9 protein-coding genes, 8 tRNA genes and 1 pseudogene are annotated in these 15,765 nt (G+C 41.8%); 6 read left to right on the forward strand and 12 right to left on the reverse strand.

Annotation, left to right across the window (positions count from 1 at the left end; all coding sequences use genetic code 11):
• Nucleotides 1-225: 225 nt before the first annotated feature.
• The 3 genes from QNM18_RS04470 to QNM18_RS04480 all read left to right on the forward strand — a co-directional run bounded on the left by QNM18_RS04470 (nucleotide 226) and on the right by QNM18_RS04480 (nucleotide 5,269).
• On the forward strand, nucleotides 226-3,783 hold the full coding sequence (locus QNM18_RS04470) for an ATP-binding protein (protein WP_284136490.1): 3,558 nt from the start codon (nucleotides 226-228) through the stop codon (nucleotides 3,781-3,783).
• A gap of 161 nt (nucleotides 3,784-3,944) precedes the next feature.
• On the forward strand, nucleotides 3,945-4,706 hold the full coding sequence (locus tag QNM18_RS04475) for a hypothetical protein (RefSeq protein ID WP_211009493.1): 762 nt from the start codon (nucleotides 3,945-3,947) through the stop codon (nucleotides 4,704-4,706).
• On the forward strand, nucleotides 4,703-5,269 hold the full coding sequence (locus QNM18_RS04480; protein WP_211009494.1) for a hypothetical protein: 567 nt from the start codon (nucleotides 4,703-4,705) through the stop codon (nucleotides 5,267-5,269). The genes QNM18_RS04475 and QNM18_RS04480 overlap by 4 nt, the downstream gene beginning before the upstream one ends.
• Nucleotides 5,270-5,525: 256 nt before the next feature.
• Here the strand turns inward: QNM18_RS04480 and QNM18_RS04485 are convergent.
• From QNM18_RS04485 to QNM18_RS04540, 12 genes and pseudogenes are all read right to left on the reverse strand, one after another.
• A tRNA-Leu gene (locus tag QNM18_RS04485) sits at nucleotides 5,526-5,612 on the reverse strand.
• Nucleotides 5,613-5,650: 38 nt separating this feature from the next.
• A tRNA-Cys gene (locus tag QNM18_RS04490) sits at nucleotides 5,651-5,724 on the reverse strand.
• A 16-nt stretch (nucleotides 5,725-5,740) separates the two neighbouring features.
• A tRNA-Gly gene (locus QNM18_RS04495) sits at nucleotides 5,741-5,816 on the reverse strand.
• 19 nt (nucleotides 5,817-5,835) lie between these two features.
• A tRNA-Leu gene (locus QNM18_RS04500) sits at nucleotides 5,836-5,922 on the reverse strand.
• 34 nt (nucleotides 5,923-5,956) lie between these two features.
• Nucleotides 5,957-6,032, reverse strand: a tRNA-Gly gene (locus QNM18_RS04505).
• A 4-nt stretch (nucleotides 6,033-6,036) separates the two neighbouring features.
• A tRNA-Leu gene (locus QNM18_RS04510) sits at nucleotides 6,037-6,123 on the reverse strand.
• Nucleotides 6,124-6,160: 37 nt separating this feature from the next.
• Nucleotides 6,161-6,234, reverse strand: a tRNA-Cys gene (locus tag QNM18_RS04515).
• Nucleotides 6,235-6,248: 14 nt separating this feature from the next.
• A tRNA-Gly gene (locus QNM18_RS04520) sits at nucleotides 6,249-6,324 on the reverse strand.
• Between the two features lie 173 nt (nucleotides 6,325-6,497).
• A complete protein-coding gene (pgsA, locus tag QNM18_RS04525; protein WP_023398755.1) occupies nucleotides 6,498-7,043 on the reverse strand; it encodes a CDP-diacylglycerol--glycerol-3-phosphate 3-phosphatidyltransferase in 546 nt (181 codons plus the stop codon).
• A gap of 42 nt (nucleotides 7,044-7,085) precedes the next feature.
• The gene (gene uvrC, locus QNM18_RS04530) at nucleotides 7,086-8,909 is read right to left on the reverse strand and encodes an excinuclease ABC subunit UvrC (RefSeq protein ID WP_211009495.1); all 1,824 of its coding nucleotides are present in this window, start codon (nucleotides 8,907-8,909) and stop codon (nucleotides 7,086-7,088) included.
• Between the two features lie 14 nt (nucleotides 8,910-8,923).
• Nucleotides 8,924-9,574: pseudogene (gene uvrY, locus QNM18_RS04535) on the reverse strand (UvrY/SirA/GacA family response regulator transcription factor).
• A 139-nt stretch (nucleotides 9,575-9,713) separates the two neighbouring features.
• Nucleotides 9,714-10,862 (reverse strand): dicarboxylate/amino acid:cation symporter, encoded by a 1,149-nt coding sequence (locus QNM18_RS04540; protein ID WP_023398752.1) that lies wholly within the window; start codon nucleotides 10,860-10,862, stop codon nucleotides 9,714-9,716.
• A 199-nt stretch (nucleotides 10,863-11,061) separates the two neighbouring features.
• Between QNM18_RS04540 and QNM18_RS04545 the strand changes: the two genes are divergently transcribed.
• From QNM18_RS04545 to QNM18_RS04555, 3 genes are all read left to right on the forward strand, one after another.
• Nucleotides 11,062-13,362, forward strand: a complete 2,301-nt coding sequence (locus QNM18_RS04545; protein WP_284136491.1) for a carbohydrate binding family 9 domain-containing protein — start codon at nucleotides 11,062-11,064, stop codon at nucleotides 13,360-13,362.
• A gap of 180 nt (nucleotides 13,363-13,542) precedes the next feature.
• Entirely contained in the window at nucleotides 13,543-14,511 is a 969-nt protein-coding gene (gene cysK / locus QNM18_RS04550; RefSeq protein ID WP_023398749.1) for a cysteine synthase A, read from the forward strand.
• 300 nt (nucleotides 14,512-14,811) lie between these two features.
• Nucleotides 14,812-15,714 carry a substrate-binding periplasmic protein gene (locus QNM18_RS04555; protein WP_211009497.1) on the forward strand — a complete coding sequence of 301 codons (903 nt, stop codon included), beginning with the start codon at nucleotides 14,812-14,814 and terminating at the stop codon, nucleotides 15,712-15,714.
• Nucleotides 15,715-15,765: the final 51 nt, after the last annotated feature.

Raw genomic sequence — 15,765 nt, forward strand, 5'->3', positions numbered from 1 at the left:
AATCAAAAAGTTTCGTAAATATGAATAATATTCATTAGACTTGTACCCCTAGCAGGTGTAAGGATTTTTTTATCGCAATTGTTATTTTTTACTGTGATTTAACGTTTTAATAGGGACAGCGGCGTAGACCATGACATTGTGAGCGTGCTTGACACGATAGGTAAGCAATAACTGAAAATATTGATGATCGTGCGATCAACGATTTACTATAAAGAGCTAATAATAATGCACATTCTTCTATCTGATAAACGCTATACATACAGCCCTAAATTCAGATTTATAAAACCAAAAGATCGCCAAAAAGTAAAAGTCAAATTTGCCAATGATTTGATACTCGCCTTAGGCTACAAGTTTAAAGAGCAGCGAAATTATTTTGCTATGGCTGCTGAAGCCGCTTTTATGTCCCTCAATCCGCTTGATAGGCAGCAAAGCCAGTTTTTCATTGAGCTCGATTTGGTCACCAGCAATCAGGAAACGGTTAATTTACAAGAGGACAGTACTAGCGTTGGCTTAGGGTATGCGCTCAGTTGCGCACTGGCTTATCGTACACATTTAGGAAAAAATACTCAGCTTACCTCCACGTGCTTCGCAACAGGGGAAGTATCTCCCAGTGGTAATGTGCATAGTATTGGCCATATAAACAATAAAATTGAAGGTGCGCTATATGCAATGACGCACCGCCACAGTGGTCCATTTGTTATTTTCTATCCTGCAACTAATCATGACGAAATAGACCGCAGTCTTCTCCATGAAGTTGAGCTACTTGGTGGCCAATTATGTCCAGTTGAGCACATTAATGAAGCGCTTCAAGTACTGCTGGGCGATGAATACGACGGTACACAACAATCCGGGTCATTGACGTTTAAAGGTTTGCGTAGCTTCGAGCCTCATGATGCATACTATTTTTTTGGACGCGACAAACTGACTTCTGATTTATTGACGCTTCTAAACGAAAGGCCTAGTTTAGTCAAAGTACACGGTGTTTCTGGCAGCGGTAAATCAAGTTTGATTAAAGCGGGTTTGCTCCCAGCCATTGCGAAACAAACAAATAATGTAAAATGGCAAATTGGCTTGCCAAAAGACTTTGAATGTAGCGCGGCGCTATTGACACATTTTATCAAATCAGGTGATGCTGGTTTTGAAGCTGTTTTACAAACTATGTCTATTAGCGTCGAACAGTTTGTTGAAGAACTGCTGCAATTAAGCACAACCTATCTAGATGAACTTTCGCTACACCTCACCGCACATAAAACAACTTATATTTGGTACATTGATCAATTCGAAGAAATTTTTGAAATTGAACCAAATAACCGCCTGTTACAAAGCTTATCATTATTAGGAGAACACACGCCCATATCTGTGATCACAAGTATTCGCAGTGAGTACTTACACAATACAGATATGATTGGCAGAGACTTTTACGTACCACATAGTTTAACTGCTGAAGATTGGTTAAAAATCATCAACAATCAAGCAATTGCGCTGGGAATTGAATTAGAAGAAGGGCTTGCCCAAACTATTCAAACTGAGGCTCTCAAACTTTCTCATGCGTTACCTGCGGTCGAGTATCTATTAGCACAGATGCATGCACTGGCCATCGACAGCGATCAACCCAAAGTCCTAACCTTCTCTCAATATAACCAACTTAACAAGCTAACTGGGGTTATCTATCGACAAGCAGAATTTATATTGGGGCAGTTTGAACCTCTCACAGAGCAGTTTTTCGAACTTTTTATTGGAGTCAATATCAATGGCACATGCTATTCAAAGCATGTGGACTTTCTCGCGCTAGAAAAAGAAAATCCGCAATTGTTAGAATTGGTAAACGCCCTCATTGAAAAACAGCTTGTCATCCGCCATCAAGTTCACAAATTACCACCCTATGTAAAGTTAACTCACGACTGTTTAATTACCATTGCGGAAGAGCTCTCCCTAGATCAACAAATTTGGCCACGTTTTTTCATCTGGTTAAGTGCCAGAAAGGAATACCTACAGTGGTTTCACGGTGTGGAAGCAAAATACAAACAGTGGAAAAACTATGCCGCGCAACCTGATGAGCAAAACAACTTCACGCTGGGTAAACATGAGCTACAGGATGGTACCAAGTACCTAAGCCAACCTGGTACCATCAGCCTACAAGCGGTTAAAAACTATATTATTGCCTCACAGAGCTTTTACCAATCAGTGCTTGAAACACAAAATAAAGCACAAAAAAGGCGATTACTTACCACCAGTATTTTATTTGTCTGTGCCCTCAGTACCGCTTCGTTTGCCTATTATCAAAAACAGCTTGTTGTTACCGAGCAGGCAAAAACAGCTCAAGCACTGAATCACTTGAAAGACAACGTACTACTAAATATAGATGCAATAGAACCCATACTGGCGCAGTATTTACCGACATTTCAACGTAAGTACCTAAACAATCACATATCAAAGCTGGTATCGAGCGTTGATGATATCCCGTTAGATGATATTGATAAACTCAGGTTATTACTGATAAAAGTGAAAATTCTACGCCAAGATGACTCTACGCATATCGGCGAACTTACCGAGACATTAACAAGGTTAGAGAGCAAAATAGCGCAAATTGGCAATGACAATCCGAAAGTACTGCAAATCGCAATGTCATTCAATTATGAATTTGGTGTCCTATTAATCAAACAAGGTAGGAATGACGAAGCCAAACAGTATTTAGACCGAGCACTACAACAGACTGAATTGCTTCCAGCAGATCCATCATTGACGCTGGCAAAAGCGAAGATAATTTCACAGCTAGCTTTCATGGCATTGTGGGACGGTGATTTAAACCTAGCTGCTGAAAAATATAATGAAACATTGCAATTACTCGATACGCAAGTACCAACACAAAGCCTTGAACAAGCTTTTAACGTACTCAGAGTCAATACTTTCAGGAATCTCGCAAAGACCGAGCCTTCAGAGCAACAGGCCAGCGACTGGCTACTGCGCGCTAAGACAGCCCTTGAAAAGCAACTTAAGAATGACCCAAACCATCTTGTGTCACAGTATAACCTGCTGAGAATTTATATAAATCTTGCTGAAAATAGCAGCAACATAGTAGATGCCGACAAGTACTATAATCACGCTGATGAATTAGTAAAACTCTACTCTATTAAAGACCCAGATAATGTCCATGTACAAGTAGCTCAGCTTTTATTAGCAAGTCGTTTAGGCAGTAGAAAGCTAGCACAAGGATATCTAGTTGAAGCACAAGCGCACTTCCTCGAAGGCTTAGATATAACCAGAAAGCTACGTGTATTGAATGAAAATAACATTGACTGGCAAGGACATAGCATCGAACTATACATGGCTTATGCAAACTATTTTTCACAAACGAATCAAACACAGCAAAGTACTCAGTATTACGAAAAAGCTCTTAAAGCCGCTCAGAAGCTCTATAGCCAAAACGAAGATAACCTAGACTTTGTCAGCTTATTACAAGGCGCGCACTCAAAAGTAGCCATACACCTATACAATCTCGGCGACAAAAAGTCAGCACAAACTCATTTAGAAAAAGCGAGAGCATTTGCGCTTCGTTTAACGCAAGTTCATCCAGACAATGAAAACTACCAAGTTAGCTACAGGAAAAAGCTATTTAACCTAGGCTACATTGCTTCTGAGGTAGGTGAAATTGAAAATGCGTGTGACTACTTTACAAAAGGTAATGAACTGTCAGACAAATTCTTGTCATCACACACTAGCATTCAGTGGCAAAAAGCAAAAAATAAGTTTGAACATTATATAGAATTATTAAAGTGTAACTAAAATGGCAACAATCCTTGATAACATCAATTAGGAAAATATACACAATATGCTGAAACTTATGGAAAAGTTGTTATGCCGCAATCAGCAATCAGGCTATTCCTAATAGAGTAATAGAAAATGAATGATGAAAGGGATACAACAACAATTAAAAGGGGGTATGGATGTGGTTTGACAACAAACAAGCCGTACAAGAAGCGTATAAATTTATTAAGTTTTTACTTCGGAAAAAGGCGATAACTGATCACAGAATCGACACCGAAGCACTTATTCAAGAGACATTGTTAAAAGTGATTAAAGCAACAAAACAAGAAGTCAGTAATGACATTGAGCCGGACAAAGAAACCCAAACGCTCAATGCACAAACTGACTTTAACCATGTCTTAAAAGCTTATACATATAAAGCCTTTGAAAGCGTCTATCTCGATATGGGTAGCAATGTAACCTACCGACGGAAGTCGGCATCAGAGCAAGCTAAATCACCTGATGAGGGGCGCTCAGTGCAAATCGTCCACCTTTATGAAAGTAATAATGGCTCTGATGGCGCAAATAATATTTACGAGTTAATGCCAAGCGATCAACCCTCTCCTGATCAGGTTGCAAAAATGGATAGAAATGCGCGGCTGTTTATCAATTTACTACTAGAAACCATAGCTCAAGAAGAAGACAAGCAGAAGCAAGCCCTTTTTTACGACTTTTTTACACTGTCTTTTCGGCAGAATGCGCTTACGCAAAAACAGCTTGGTGAACGTCATGGCTTTAAAGGCAATGCCGCAATCACCTACATATCAAGGTTTGTAAATAAATTATCTAAACGTGTTGAAGAGTCAGGTTTGAGCCTAGAGATAGGCAACAACCCGCAAACAGACTTCGACATATACTTTCTCACTCACAGCAATAAATTAAACGAGACAATATCAGTATGAATAAGGTTAAGATCACAGACAAGGTATTAGAGTCGCTTGAAGATCACCTCATTGCAAAATCAATCACGGAGTTTGAACATGAAGAAGACCGTGCACTTTCTCCGCAGGAAATCGCAATAGTTGAACGAATCTATAACCAACATAAATCAAAAGAACTCGAGCCGAAGCCATTGAACTTTGAAGTGCAATTATTGGCAGCAAGCCCTGAGCTCAGCGCATCAGATAAGCCATGGTGGGACTTTGACACCATTATTAATGATACGTTTCAGCTCGCGGTGTTTAGCTCGTATGGGCAAGACCTGAGTGAAGACGTAGACTTTGAACTCAACCCGTTAAAAGGCAAAGAACGTGAATTCAATGACTACTTTGATACCTTTAGAGGCACTAAACAGGGGATCCGCATTTACTGGGCTAAAAATAGTCGGCAAGTCGTTATGGAAGGTGAGCTGGTACACTCTTTTGAAGGTGATTGTGTAAGTGGTCACGGGAAGATCATATCGAGCGAATATTTCGGCTCTGGTCACTTCAAGCTAATGTTAGAATTTTTCTCATTGCCTAATTAAAAAGGGATTGTTAGGTAGATACGACGAAAATACTGACTTAAATATTGTTTAATTATTATTTCTACTGGCTGTGAATTACCAAATCAGCGGGCTAACCCCCGTTGATTCTTCACGTTTTGATTCCCCTCGCCTGCTACCAAATTCTTGACTGAAAATACCATCAGCTAGCAACAGCACCAACCCACGTGTATACACGCATATACCGCTAAATAGAATCAATTTTATGAGTAAAATAAAAAGTGGGAATAAGATAAAATGGTGCCCGGGGCCGGACTTGAACCGGCACGCTGTTACCAGCGAGGGATTTTAAATCCCTTGTGTCTACCAATTCCACCACCCGGGCATCGGATGTCTACGTATGCAGATAGTGTGGAAGTAAAATGGAGGCGGAACCCGGAGTCGAACCGAGGTAGACGGATTTGCAATCCGCTGCATGGCCACTCTGCCATTCCGCCAAACTCTAAAGAGAGTTGGAGCGAGTAACGAGGTTCGAACTCGTGACCTCGACCTTGGCAAGGTCGCGCTCTACCAGCTGAGCTATACTCGCATTTTCACTTGAAAACAAGTGGTGCCCGGGGCCGGACTTGAACCGGCACGCTGTTACCAGCGAGGGATTTTAAATCCCTTGTGTCTACCAATTCCACCACCCGGGCATCGGGTTTTGCAAAACCAACCTTAAAGTAAAGTTGGAGCGAGTAACGAGGTTCGAACTCGTGACCTCGACCTTGGCAAGGTCGCGCTCTACCAGCTGAGCTATACTCGCACAATGGTGCCCGGGGCCGGACTTGAACCGGCACGCTGTTACCAGCGAGGGATTTTAAATCCCTTGTGTCTACCAATTCCACCACCCGGGCATCGGGTTGCTTTCGCATGTGGATTTTGTTGAGAAAATGGAGGCGGAACCCGGAGTCGAACCGAGGTAGACGGATTTGCAATCCGCTGCATGGCCACTCTGCCATTCCGCCGATGTATCAAAAGTTGGAGCGAGTAACGAGGTTCGAACTCGTGACCTCGACCTTGGCAAGGTCGCGCTCTACCAGCTGAGCTATACTCGCAACATGTATTCAAAGCAAATTAAGTGCTTTAGCTACATTTCGTTTTGATGACTGTTGTCTCTCAACACGGACGCATTCTACAGAACTTCTTGATTGCGTCAATATAAAAAATGAATGTTTTTAACTGTTTGCTTATTTTTTATCTAAACCGTACTCTAATTGCTCAATATCAATTAAGATTTGAGCAATTCACCTTTTGCAGCAAGCAAATATTGCAGCATAGACACTATCGTTAATACCGTCGCAGTCGCCAGTAATACATAGCTCAATACCAACATCCAAGTTGAAAACTGCCAAATTAGTCCAATGATCGCCAACATCTGTGCAGCCGTTTTAAATTTTCCCAAAGAAGATACGGCAACACTTGCGCGCTTTCCTAACCCAGCCATCCACTCTCGCAGAGCTGATATAACAATTTCACGGCTAATAATCACCACAGCAGCAAAAGTGATCCAAACATTTTGATAGTGTGCAGCAATGAGCACCAATGCGACACTTACCATGACTTTATCGGCAACAGGATCGAGAAAAGCACCAAACGGAGTTGATTGGTTTAACTTGCGAGCTAGATACCCATCTAATATATCTGTTACCGATGCAAGCCAGAAAATAAATGCAGCGGCAAAAAAAGCCCATGAATACGGCAGATAGAACACCACAGCAAAGACGGGGATGAGAAACAACCTAAATGTTGTTAACGTGTTTGGAATATTCCACATAACTACTTAAAGAATTCTTTTTCTATATGTTCGCATGAAGTATCAAGCTTTGTCATGCAAATGGTTAAATATCTTTTCAGCCAACTGCGGACTGATCCCAGGCACTTGCCCTATTTGTTGTATATTTGCCGATTTAACGCCTTGTAGACCTCCTAAGTATTTAAGTAGCGCTTGCCTTCGTTTATTACCAACGCCGCCTATTTCTTCCAATACTGATTGTGTGCGTTGTTTTTGCCTTTTATTACGGTGCCCAGCAATAGCGAAACGGTGCGATTCGTCACGAATATGTTGAATTAAATGCAGTGCCGGAGAATCACTTTCTAAGTTAATCGTTTTTCGACCACCGTCAAATAATAGCGTTTCCAATCCCGGCTTGCGACTTGTGCCCTTGGCCACACCAATTAACATAGGGAGCTTCTCTAATTGCCAATGTTCGAAAAATGCCTCTGCTCTTGCCAACTGGCCTTTGCCCCCATCAATAAAAATAATGTCAGGCACTTTGGATACATCGGTCACTTTCGCGTAGCGCTTATTTAAAGCAAAGTCCATGGCTGCGTAATCATCACCAGGTGTGATCCCAGTGACGTTATAGCGGCGATATTCTCTTGTATTGGGGCCCTGAGCATCAAATACAACACATGATGCAACAGTATTTTCACCCATTGTATGGCTTATATCGAAACATTCCATGCGATCTATGTCGGCTAAACCTATCGCTTCTTTTAATAGGGCATAGCGTTTACTGATAGCATCTTGAGTGCTTTGCTTAACCATAATGCTATTTAAGGCATTTTTATTGGCAAGTGCCAGATACTGAGCTCGTTCGGCCCGTACATTGATACGCAGGTGCACTTTACGCTTGGCTAGTTGAGTCAAAGCTTCTGTGAGTGCGTGTCGTTCAGATAACTCAAATGGCAATACAATGTCGTTGGCAATTCGCGCGTTGGAGCCATTCGATACGTAATACTGACCAAGAAAAGACGTCAATATTTCATCTTCGCTTGAGTCTCTTGGTATTTTCGGAAAGTAAGTTTTGCTGCCCAGTATTTTATGATCACGGATCATGAGCATATGAATTGCTGACAAGCCATTGCGTTGTGCGTAGCCAATCACATCCATTTCTGCAAAATTGCCAGCAACAGACTGCTGCTCTTGCATCTGTCTTAGCAAGGCAATTTGATCTCGATACTTAGCCGCAGCCTCGAAATTAAGTGCCATACTAGCCTGTTCCATTCTAGACACAAGTGCTTCGATAACAAGGTGTGACTTACCACTTAAAAATTGCCTAACCAGATCAACCTGCTGAGCATACTCATCATCAGTGACCTTATCTACACAGGGTGCAGAGCAGCGCTTTAATTGATGCTGTAAGCAAGGGCGACTACGGGCGCGATAATAGGCATCTTCACACTGACGCACAGGAAAAATCTTTTGCATCAATCTGAGGCTTTCTGACACAGCCGCACTACTAGGAAATGGTCCGAAATACTCCCCTTTTTGCTTTCGTGCTCCTCTGTGAAACGCAATTCTGGGGTGTTTATGATCAGTGAGTAAAATATAAGGGTAAGACTTGTCGTCACGCAGTAGAATATTGTAACGCGGTTGGTATTTTTTAATTAAATTGTTTTCGAGCAATAATGCTTCGGTTTCAGTATTGGTCAGTGTCACTTCAATGTGAACAATATTGCTAACCAAAACCCGCGTTTTGCTGTCGGGAATATTTGCCCTAAAGTAGCTACTTACTCTCTTTTTAAGGTTTTTTGCTTTACCGACATAAATAACCTGGTGTTCGCTATCATACATACGATAAACACCAGGCTCTGTGGTCAACGTTTTCAAAAACGCTTTGTGGTCAAACTCTGTCATTCAAATAGGTATGATCAACGAGAACTATCAATATCAATCATTTTATGACGAATGGCGAGGTGCGTTAGCTCAACATCACCACTTACGTCTAATTTCTCAAACATTCTATAACGATAGCTATTCACCGTTTTAGAGCTTAAGTTGAGCCGCTCTGCAATATCTTATGCTTTTTCACCCTTTGTGATCATTAACATGATCTGTAGTTCACGATCTGATAAGGATTGAAAAGGGTTTTCATCGACTTTACCACTGAACTGTGCCAACGCTATTTGCTGCGCAATCTCTGGCGCAATATAGCGCTGTCCTGAGTTGACCGAACGAATTGCATTGATCATCTCATCTGGTCCAGCGCTTTTGGTTAAATAACCATGAGCCCCTATTTGCATCACTTTGCTTGGGAATGGATCTTCACAATGTACCGTGAGCACAATGACCTTAACATCTGGACAATAACGACAAATCTTCTTCGTCGCCTCTAATCCACCTATGCCCGGCATATTCATGTCCATTAATACGATATCGGGTTCATTTTGGCGGCAAAAAGTCACCGCTTCTTCCCCAGTTTTAGCCTCTCCGACCACCTTGAAACCACGCACATCATCTAAGATGCGTTTGATCCCAGTCCTTACAAGTTCATGATCATCAACTAAAAGTACGTTAATCAATGGAACATCCTCACGCTAGCCCTTGGTAAAAAATCTTTTCTGATTCGCTTTGCGAGATTAACATATAATTTCGCAAAGCATAATCAATTACATCATGCCAACCCACAAATATACGACTATATTACTAGGTTTGGTTTGGCTACTCTCCTTTTTCAGAGAATCGGTTTACCCACAACGCAATCACACCGTCACCTGTGACATTACATGCTGTACCAAAACTATCTTGTGCTAGGTAAAGTGCAATCATCAAGGCTATCGCACTTTCATCAAATCCAAGCATGGACGTCAATAGACCTAATGCCGACATCACGGCACCACCAGGCGCACCCGGTGCAGCTATCATCACAACACCCAGCATGAAAATAAACGGCAACATTTCCAACAGCGATGGAACGGCCATCGTTGGAGATAAAAACATCACTGCCATTGCACAAGTTACGATGGTAATTGTCGAACCGGACAAATGAATTGTAGCACATAAAGGAACTGAAAAGTTTGCTACTTCTTCAGAAACACCGTTAGCCTTGCTCGCTCTCAACGAGACAGGAATGGTCGCCGCACTAGACATAGTTCCAATCGCAGTGAAATATGCTGGCAGCATATTTTTGACCAATTCTAATGGACTGCGTTTTAGCATCAACCCAGAAACAACAAACAAGGTTGTTAACCACAACCAATGCATCCCAACCGCAGCCACAAGTACCACACCAAACGTGCTAAGTGTATCAACAACCGTGCCAGCTACTGCCATTTCGGCAAATACACCTGCAATATAAAAAGGCAACGCTGGAATAATTACTTTAGCCAGCAGGGCATCAATGACGTCACGGCCCTGATCGACAACATCTTTCAACTGACCTAAATTTAGCTGGCTAATGCCAATACCAAAAATAAATGCAGCGGCAAGTGCCGTCATCACGCTCATCAGCGGTGGAATTTCTAATTGAATATAACCTTTTAACTCGGCGCCTTTGGCAGCTTCATAGGCAACACTCCCCTCAAAGAAGCCCGTTGCAAATAATACCAGTAGTACAGCCAAAGTCCCCGCGATCACAGTAGAGCTGTATGCAAAGCCGACCGTTTTACCTAAAAGGTGCCCTGATGTCTTAGGTAAACCGGCAATACCTGAGGCGATAAAGAACAAGATAATTAATGGAATTGTAAAACTAATTAGTTGGCCTATTATGACCTTAGCCGTATATAACAGCTCAGTCAGACCTAAAGGCAAGTACAAACCTGCCAAAATACCGCCCACAATACCGGCGATGAGTTTTATTATTAGAGACATAGTTTGTCCGATCTACATTTAAACCAAGCTCCTTTTTATCATGTTTTTACCTCTTAGGTATACAAATTCGATACTTTAACTTCAGTTCATTCACCTGAGTTCACCCGATATTAACGCAACTCAACGAGAATGAATTGTTGCTTTAAACTATTCTTATTAAATTAACACTCCATAGTTTCTGCGAATTAAACCATCTATCATGATTAGAAGTACCAGCCTTATATGCACCCTACTATTGTCTGCCGCTGCTGTTGCCGCACCACAGCCTATAGAGATCCCATTTATAGAGCAAGCAGCCATAATAGACGGCAAAATAGATGAACCAATCTGGCAATCAGCTCAAGAAATCCTCATTGATAATGTCACCTGGCCTCATGAAAATATCGCAAGCCCAGTGTCAACGAAGGCCTTGGTTTACGAAAATGGTGAAGCGTTATTTATCGCATTTATTGCAAAAGACCCAACACCGAAAGAAATACGGGCACACTATCGAGATAGAGATAAAATCTGGAACGACGATCTTGTCGGACTGAAAATTGACTCGCTTAACACCAGCCAAAATGCTTACCAGTTCTTCATCAACCCATTAGGGGTCCAACTGGACTCGATCGAAAACGAGCTAACCAAAAACGAAAACTCGTCTTGGAATGGTATCTGGTCGAGCAAGGGGGAGATTACACCAGATGGATATCGTGTTGAAGTTAAAATACCTCTGCGGGTGCTCAATTTTAACGACTCACAGGGCACCAAACAAATGGCCATGGAATTCCTGCGTTTTTTACCAAGGGATGAAAGGCTACGTATTTCTAATATGCAACTTGACCACAATAACAGCTGCTGGATCTGTCAAATGCCAGCGGTAAGTGGATTTGCCTCAGCTAAACAAAGTAATAACTTAACAATCACACCTGCACTGGCCATTGCACACACTCAAACACGTGATATTGACGACGCTGTAGTACCTGACTTTGAAAGTGATACCGACTACGAGCCCGGCCTTGATGTAAAGTGGGCTGTTACACCTGATACCACTTTAAACTTAACTGTAAATCCAGACTTTTCTCAGGTTGAAGCTGACACTGGACAGTTAAGTGTTAACAACAGCTTCAGCTTATTCTTTCCTGAAAAACGCGCCTTTTTCTTAGAAAACAGCGATTACTTCTCTTCCCATTTAAACTTGGTGCATACGCGTAACGTATCTGCACCAGATTATGGCATTAAAGCTACGAGCAGCAAACAAGGGCACACATTTGCCGGTTTTATTGCCAATGACGATTCAACACATGTATTAGTACCCGGTAATTTAGGGTCAAGCATCGTTTCACTTGAACAAAAAAGTGAAAATGCCGCGCTGAGATATCGCTATGATGCCAATGACCAGCTGTCTATTGGCACAACTGGCACCATCAGACAAAGCGAAGATTATCGTAACCAAGTCTTGAGTATTGACAGTAAATATCGTCCAACTAAACACGATACAATTAAGCTACAAGCCATCACGACCGACACTCAGTATGATCAACACTTTATCGATGAAGTATGTGATGACGATCCTATTGAGTCTTGTGAAATTGATGAAAGCGTTTTAAGGGTGCAAAACCATGGTGATCAGCAAGGATTGGGCTATTACGCCAGTTATGAACACAATCGTAAACACTGGCGAGCATTTGGGTCATATCGCAATTACGACGCTGCGCTACGTGCTGACTTAGGATTTATTTCTCAAGTGGATTTTAATAAGTTTGTTACCGGGTTTGAATATCGTTGGTACGGGGATGAATCCAACTGGTGGAATCGTGCCAATTGGTACAGCGACTGGGATATTAGTCATAATGAGGATGGAGAGTTACTAGAAAAAGAAGTGCAATCAAACTTCAAAGTACAAGGCCCGCTGCAAAGTATTATTCAGGTTGGGTTTGATCACCGTAAGCGTACGGGTCAACGACATGATGAAACGCTATTAGAAATAGACGGCAACACAGACATGTTCACTGAGAATTTCCAGTGGATGTATTTAGAGATGAAACCAAGAGCAGGCGTATTTGCAGGACTTAGATTGAATACAGGCAATAAATTAGATATTGCTAACAACCGTTTAGGGCAGCGATACATCGTAAAACCCACTCTAAACTTCAACCTTGGTCGCCACTTCGAAGTTAAACTGCGCCACACCTACGAACGCTTAGAGCACGACGGCGAAAATGTATATACCGCGAATTTGTCAGATGCACGATTTACCTACCAATTTGGTATAAACAGTTACGTGCGCTTGGCACTTATCAACCTTGATATAGAGCGCAACCAACACAAATATATAGATGACGTCGATAGCCGCTACAAAAAGCTCAGCACCCAGCTTTTGTACGCCTACAAATTAAATCCTGAAACAGTGCTGTTTGTAGGCTACTCTGATAGTGGCTATCAAGATGATGATTTAAGTGACATCACCAAAGATAATAAAACCTTTTTCGCCAAATTTAGCTACGCATGGCTACGTTGATGACAAGCCCTGCTAATTACCCAGCGTAATTAGCAGTGTATTTTTTATTCGTTATAGCTATAAGCTTTTTTAATATATCATATAGCCATTCTTTACTTCTTGTTTTGCTACAGGATCAGTAAAGTGTGGCTATATGAAGTGTTATACACAATAGTCCTAAGCTCATTCAAGGGAACATTTATGTCTAAAGTATTTTCAGATAACAGCCTAGCAATAGGCCAAACTCCAATTGTTAAACTAAATCGAGTAACTGGCGGCAACGTATACGCCAAAGTTGAATCTCGCAACCCGAGCTTTAGCGTAAAATGTCGTATCGGTGCTTCTATGATTTGGGAAGCTGAAAAACAAGGCCTATTAGGGGATGGTAAAGAGCTGATCGAGCCAACTTCAGGTAATACAGGTATTGCCCTTGCATTTGTTGCGGCATCACGTGGTTACAAACTTACTTTAACTATGCCAAATACAATGAGTCTTGAGCGTCGTAAGTTACTAAAAGCACTAGGTGCAAACTTAGTACTGACTGAAGGTGCTAAAGGCATGAAAGGCGCTATCGAGAAAGCTAATGAAATTCTTGAAAGCGATCCTCAAAAGTATGTTCTTTTACAGCAGTTTGAAAACCCAGCAAACCCTAAAATTCACTTTGAAACAACAGGTCCTGAAATCTTTGACGCACTTGAAGGTAATATCGACTACTTCGTAGCAGGTGTTGGCACAGGTGGTACAATCTCAGGTGTAAGCCGTTTCTTGAAACAAGAAAAAGGCCTTGATGTTAAATCAATTGCTGTAGAGCCTAGCGATTCACCAGTAATCTCTCAAACACTTGCAGGCGAAGAGGTTAAACCTGGTCCACACAAAATCCAAGGTATCGGCGCAGGTTTTATCCCTGGCAACCTAGATTTAGAACTTATTGACGGTGCAGAGCAAGTATCAAACGAAGACGCGATTGCAATGGCACATCAGCTAATGAAAGACGAAGGTATTCTTGTCGGTATTTCATCTGGCGCGGCAGTCGTTGCGGCTAAGCGTATCGCTGAAAAGCCAGAAAACGCAGATAAGAACATTGTGGTAATTTTACCAAGCGCTACTGAGCGTTACTTATCTAGCCCAATGTTCGCAGATGAATTCAGCGATCAAGAGCTAGTTCAATAAACTGCCAAATATATCTATAAAGGCCAGTTTTAAGCTGGCCTTTACTTCTTATTGGATAATCCAGATAATCTCCTTCGCCTTTCCCCGTATTCTTACTAAACTAAACAAATAAAGACAATATGAATATTAGCTACCCACCCTTGGTTGGTAGGCCCAACCACTGAGATTTGTGGTTAAAGCATATTGTTACTCTGTAATGGTATCCATAATATACAAAGTCTGTTTAAGTCCAGTCTTGCGTTTATTTGACTTGGGAAAACCAAAAATATAGCAAAATATATGCATAAGGAATTTAGTAAAATGAAATTAGTCGTAGGCCTTGTCATCAGCTATCTCATTCTATTTGCATCCCCTACCAGTGCAAGCCTACAAGTGGGATTTTTTAAATCAGGGCAATATCAAATGATTGTCGGAACGCCTCACGAAAACGGATACTTGTTCAGTAAAAACCCAACAAAAGAGCAGCTGCATTTAGTAACGCTAGATTGGCCCCCCTACATCGGCGATCAACTTTGTAATAAAGGGTGGGTTTTTCAATTTACCATTTCTCTGCTTGTTGATCAGGGATACCCGGTGTATGTCGAGTTTTTACCTTGGGCAAGGGCTGTTAAAGCTGCTGAATCCGGTCGAGCAGATATTTTGTTCCCAGAATACTTTATTGAAGATGCGTCCCCCTCTGACAACTATGAAGGGAAAACGAGACGTGAGTTGCTCGCATTATCCAATGCCTACCCGGGCGGTGAAATAGGTTTCATCAAACGTCGTGGCGAGCGGGACTCATTTGAAGGAAATTTAAATGCGCTTAAGGGCACTACCATTGGCGTCGTAAGAGGATATCAAAATACCCCAGAGTTTGATGCGATGATGGACAACGGAGAGTTTGTCATTGTCAAAGCAGTTGACGACCTTCAGCTCGTCAAACTATTGGTGGGAAAACGAGTTGATCTCATCATTGGCGACCCAAAAGTGCTGCGCTTTACAGTAAGTTACTCCAATTTATCCAAATCTGAAAAAGTGACTTTATTGCGAGCTCTCGAAGATGTTCAACCCGCGCTTCGCTATAACAACTTATTCTTCGCATTGAGCAAAAAGAAACCTCGCTGGCGGCAGGTGCTCAACGACATCAACAAAGGTCTCTATATTTTTAATAATAGTGGCGAGACTGAGCGCATTATAGAGATGGGAAGCTCAGAGTGTTATTAAAGTTTCCCTTAGCTCTTTAACAATCACTGCCATAGAGCCACATGCCACCAC

Source organism: Pseudoalteromonas obscura (assembly GCF_030135505.1).
GTDB classification, from domain to species: Bacteria; Pseudomonadota; Gammaproteobacteria; order Enterobacterales; family Alteromonadaceae; genus Pseudoalteromonas; species Pseudoalteromonas obscura.

Bases quoted from the DNA above. Each gene is read 5' to 3' on its own strand.
- QNM18_RS04470 (WP_284136490.1), top strand. From the start codon at position 226: ATGCACATTCTTCTATCTGATAAACGCTATACATACAGCCCTAAATTC.
- QNM18_RS04475 (WP_211009493.1), top strand. From the start codon at position 3,945: ATGTGGTTTGACAACAAACAAGCCGTACAAGAAGCGTATAAATTTATT.
- QNM18_RS04480 (WP_211009494.1), top strand. From the start codon at position 4,703: ATGAATAAGGTTAAGATCACAGACAAGGTATTAGAGTCGCTTGAAGAT.
- pgsA (WP_023398755.1), bottom strand. From the start codon at position 7,043: ATGTGGAATATTCCAAACACGTTAACAACATTTAGGTTGTTTCTCATC.
- uvrC (WP_211009495.1), bottom strand. From the start codon at position 8,909: ATGACAGAGTTTGACCACAAAGCGTTTTTGAAAACGTTGACCACAGAG.
- QNM18_RS04540 (WP_023398752.1), bottom strand. From the start codon at position 10,862: ATGTCTCTAATAATAAAACTCATCGCCGGTATTGTGGGCGGTATTTTG.
- QNM18_RS04545 (WP_284136491.1), top strand. From the start codon at position 11,062: ATGATTAGAAGTACCAGCCTTATATGCACCCTACTATTGTCTGCCGCT.
- cysK (WP_023398749.1), top strand. From the start codon at position 13,543: ATGTCTAAAGTATTTTCAGATAACAGCCTAGCAATAGGCCAAACTCCA.
- QNM18_RS04555 (WP_211009497.1), top strand. From the start codon at position 14,812: ATGAAATTAGTCGTAGGCCTTGTCATCAGCTATCTCATTCTATTTGCA.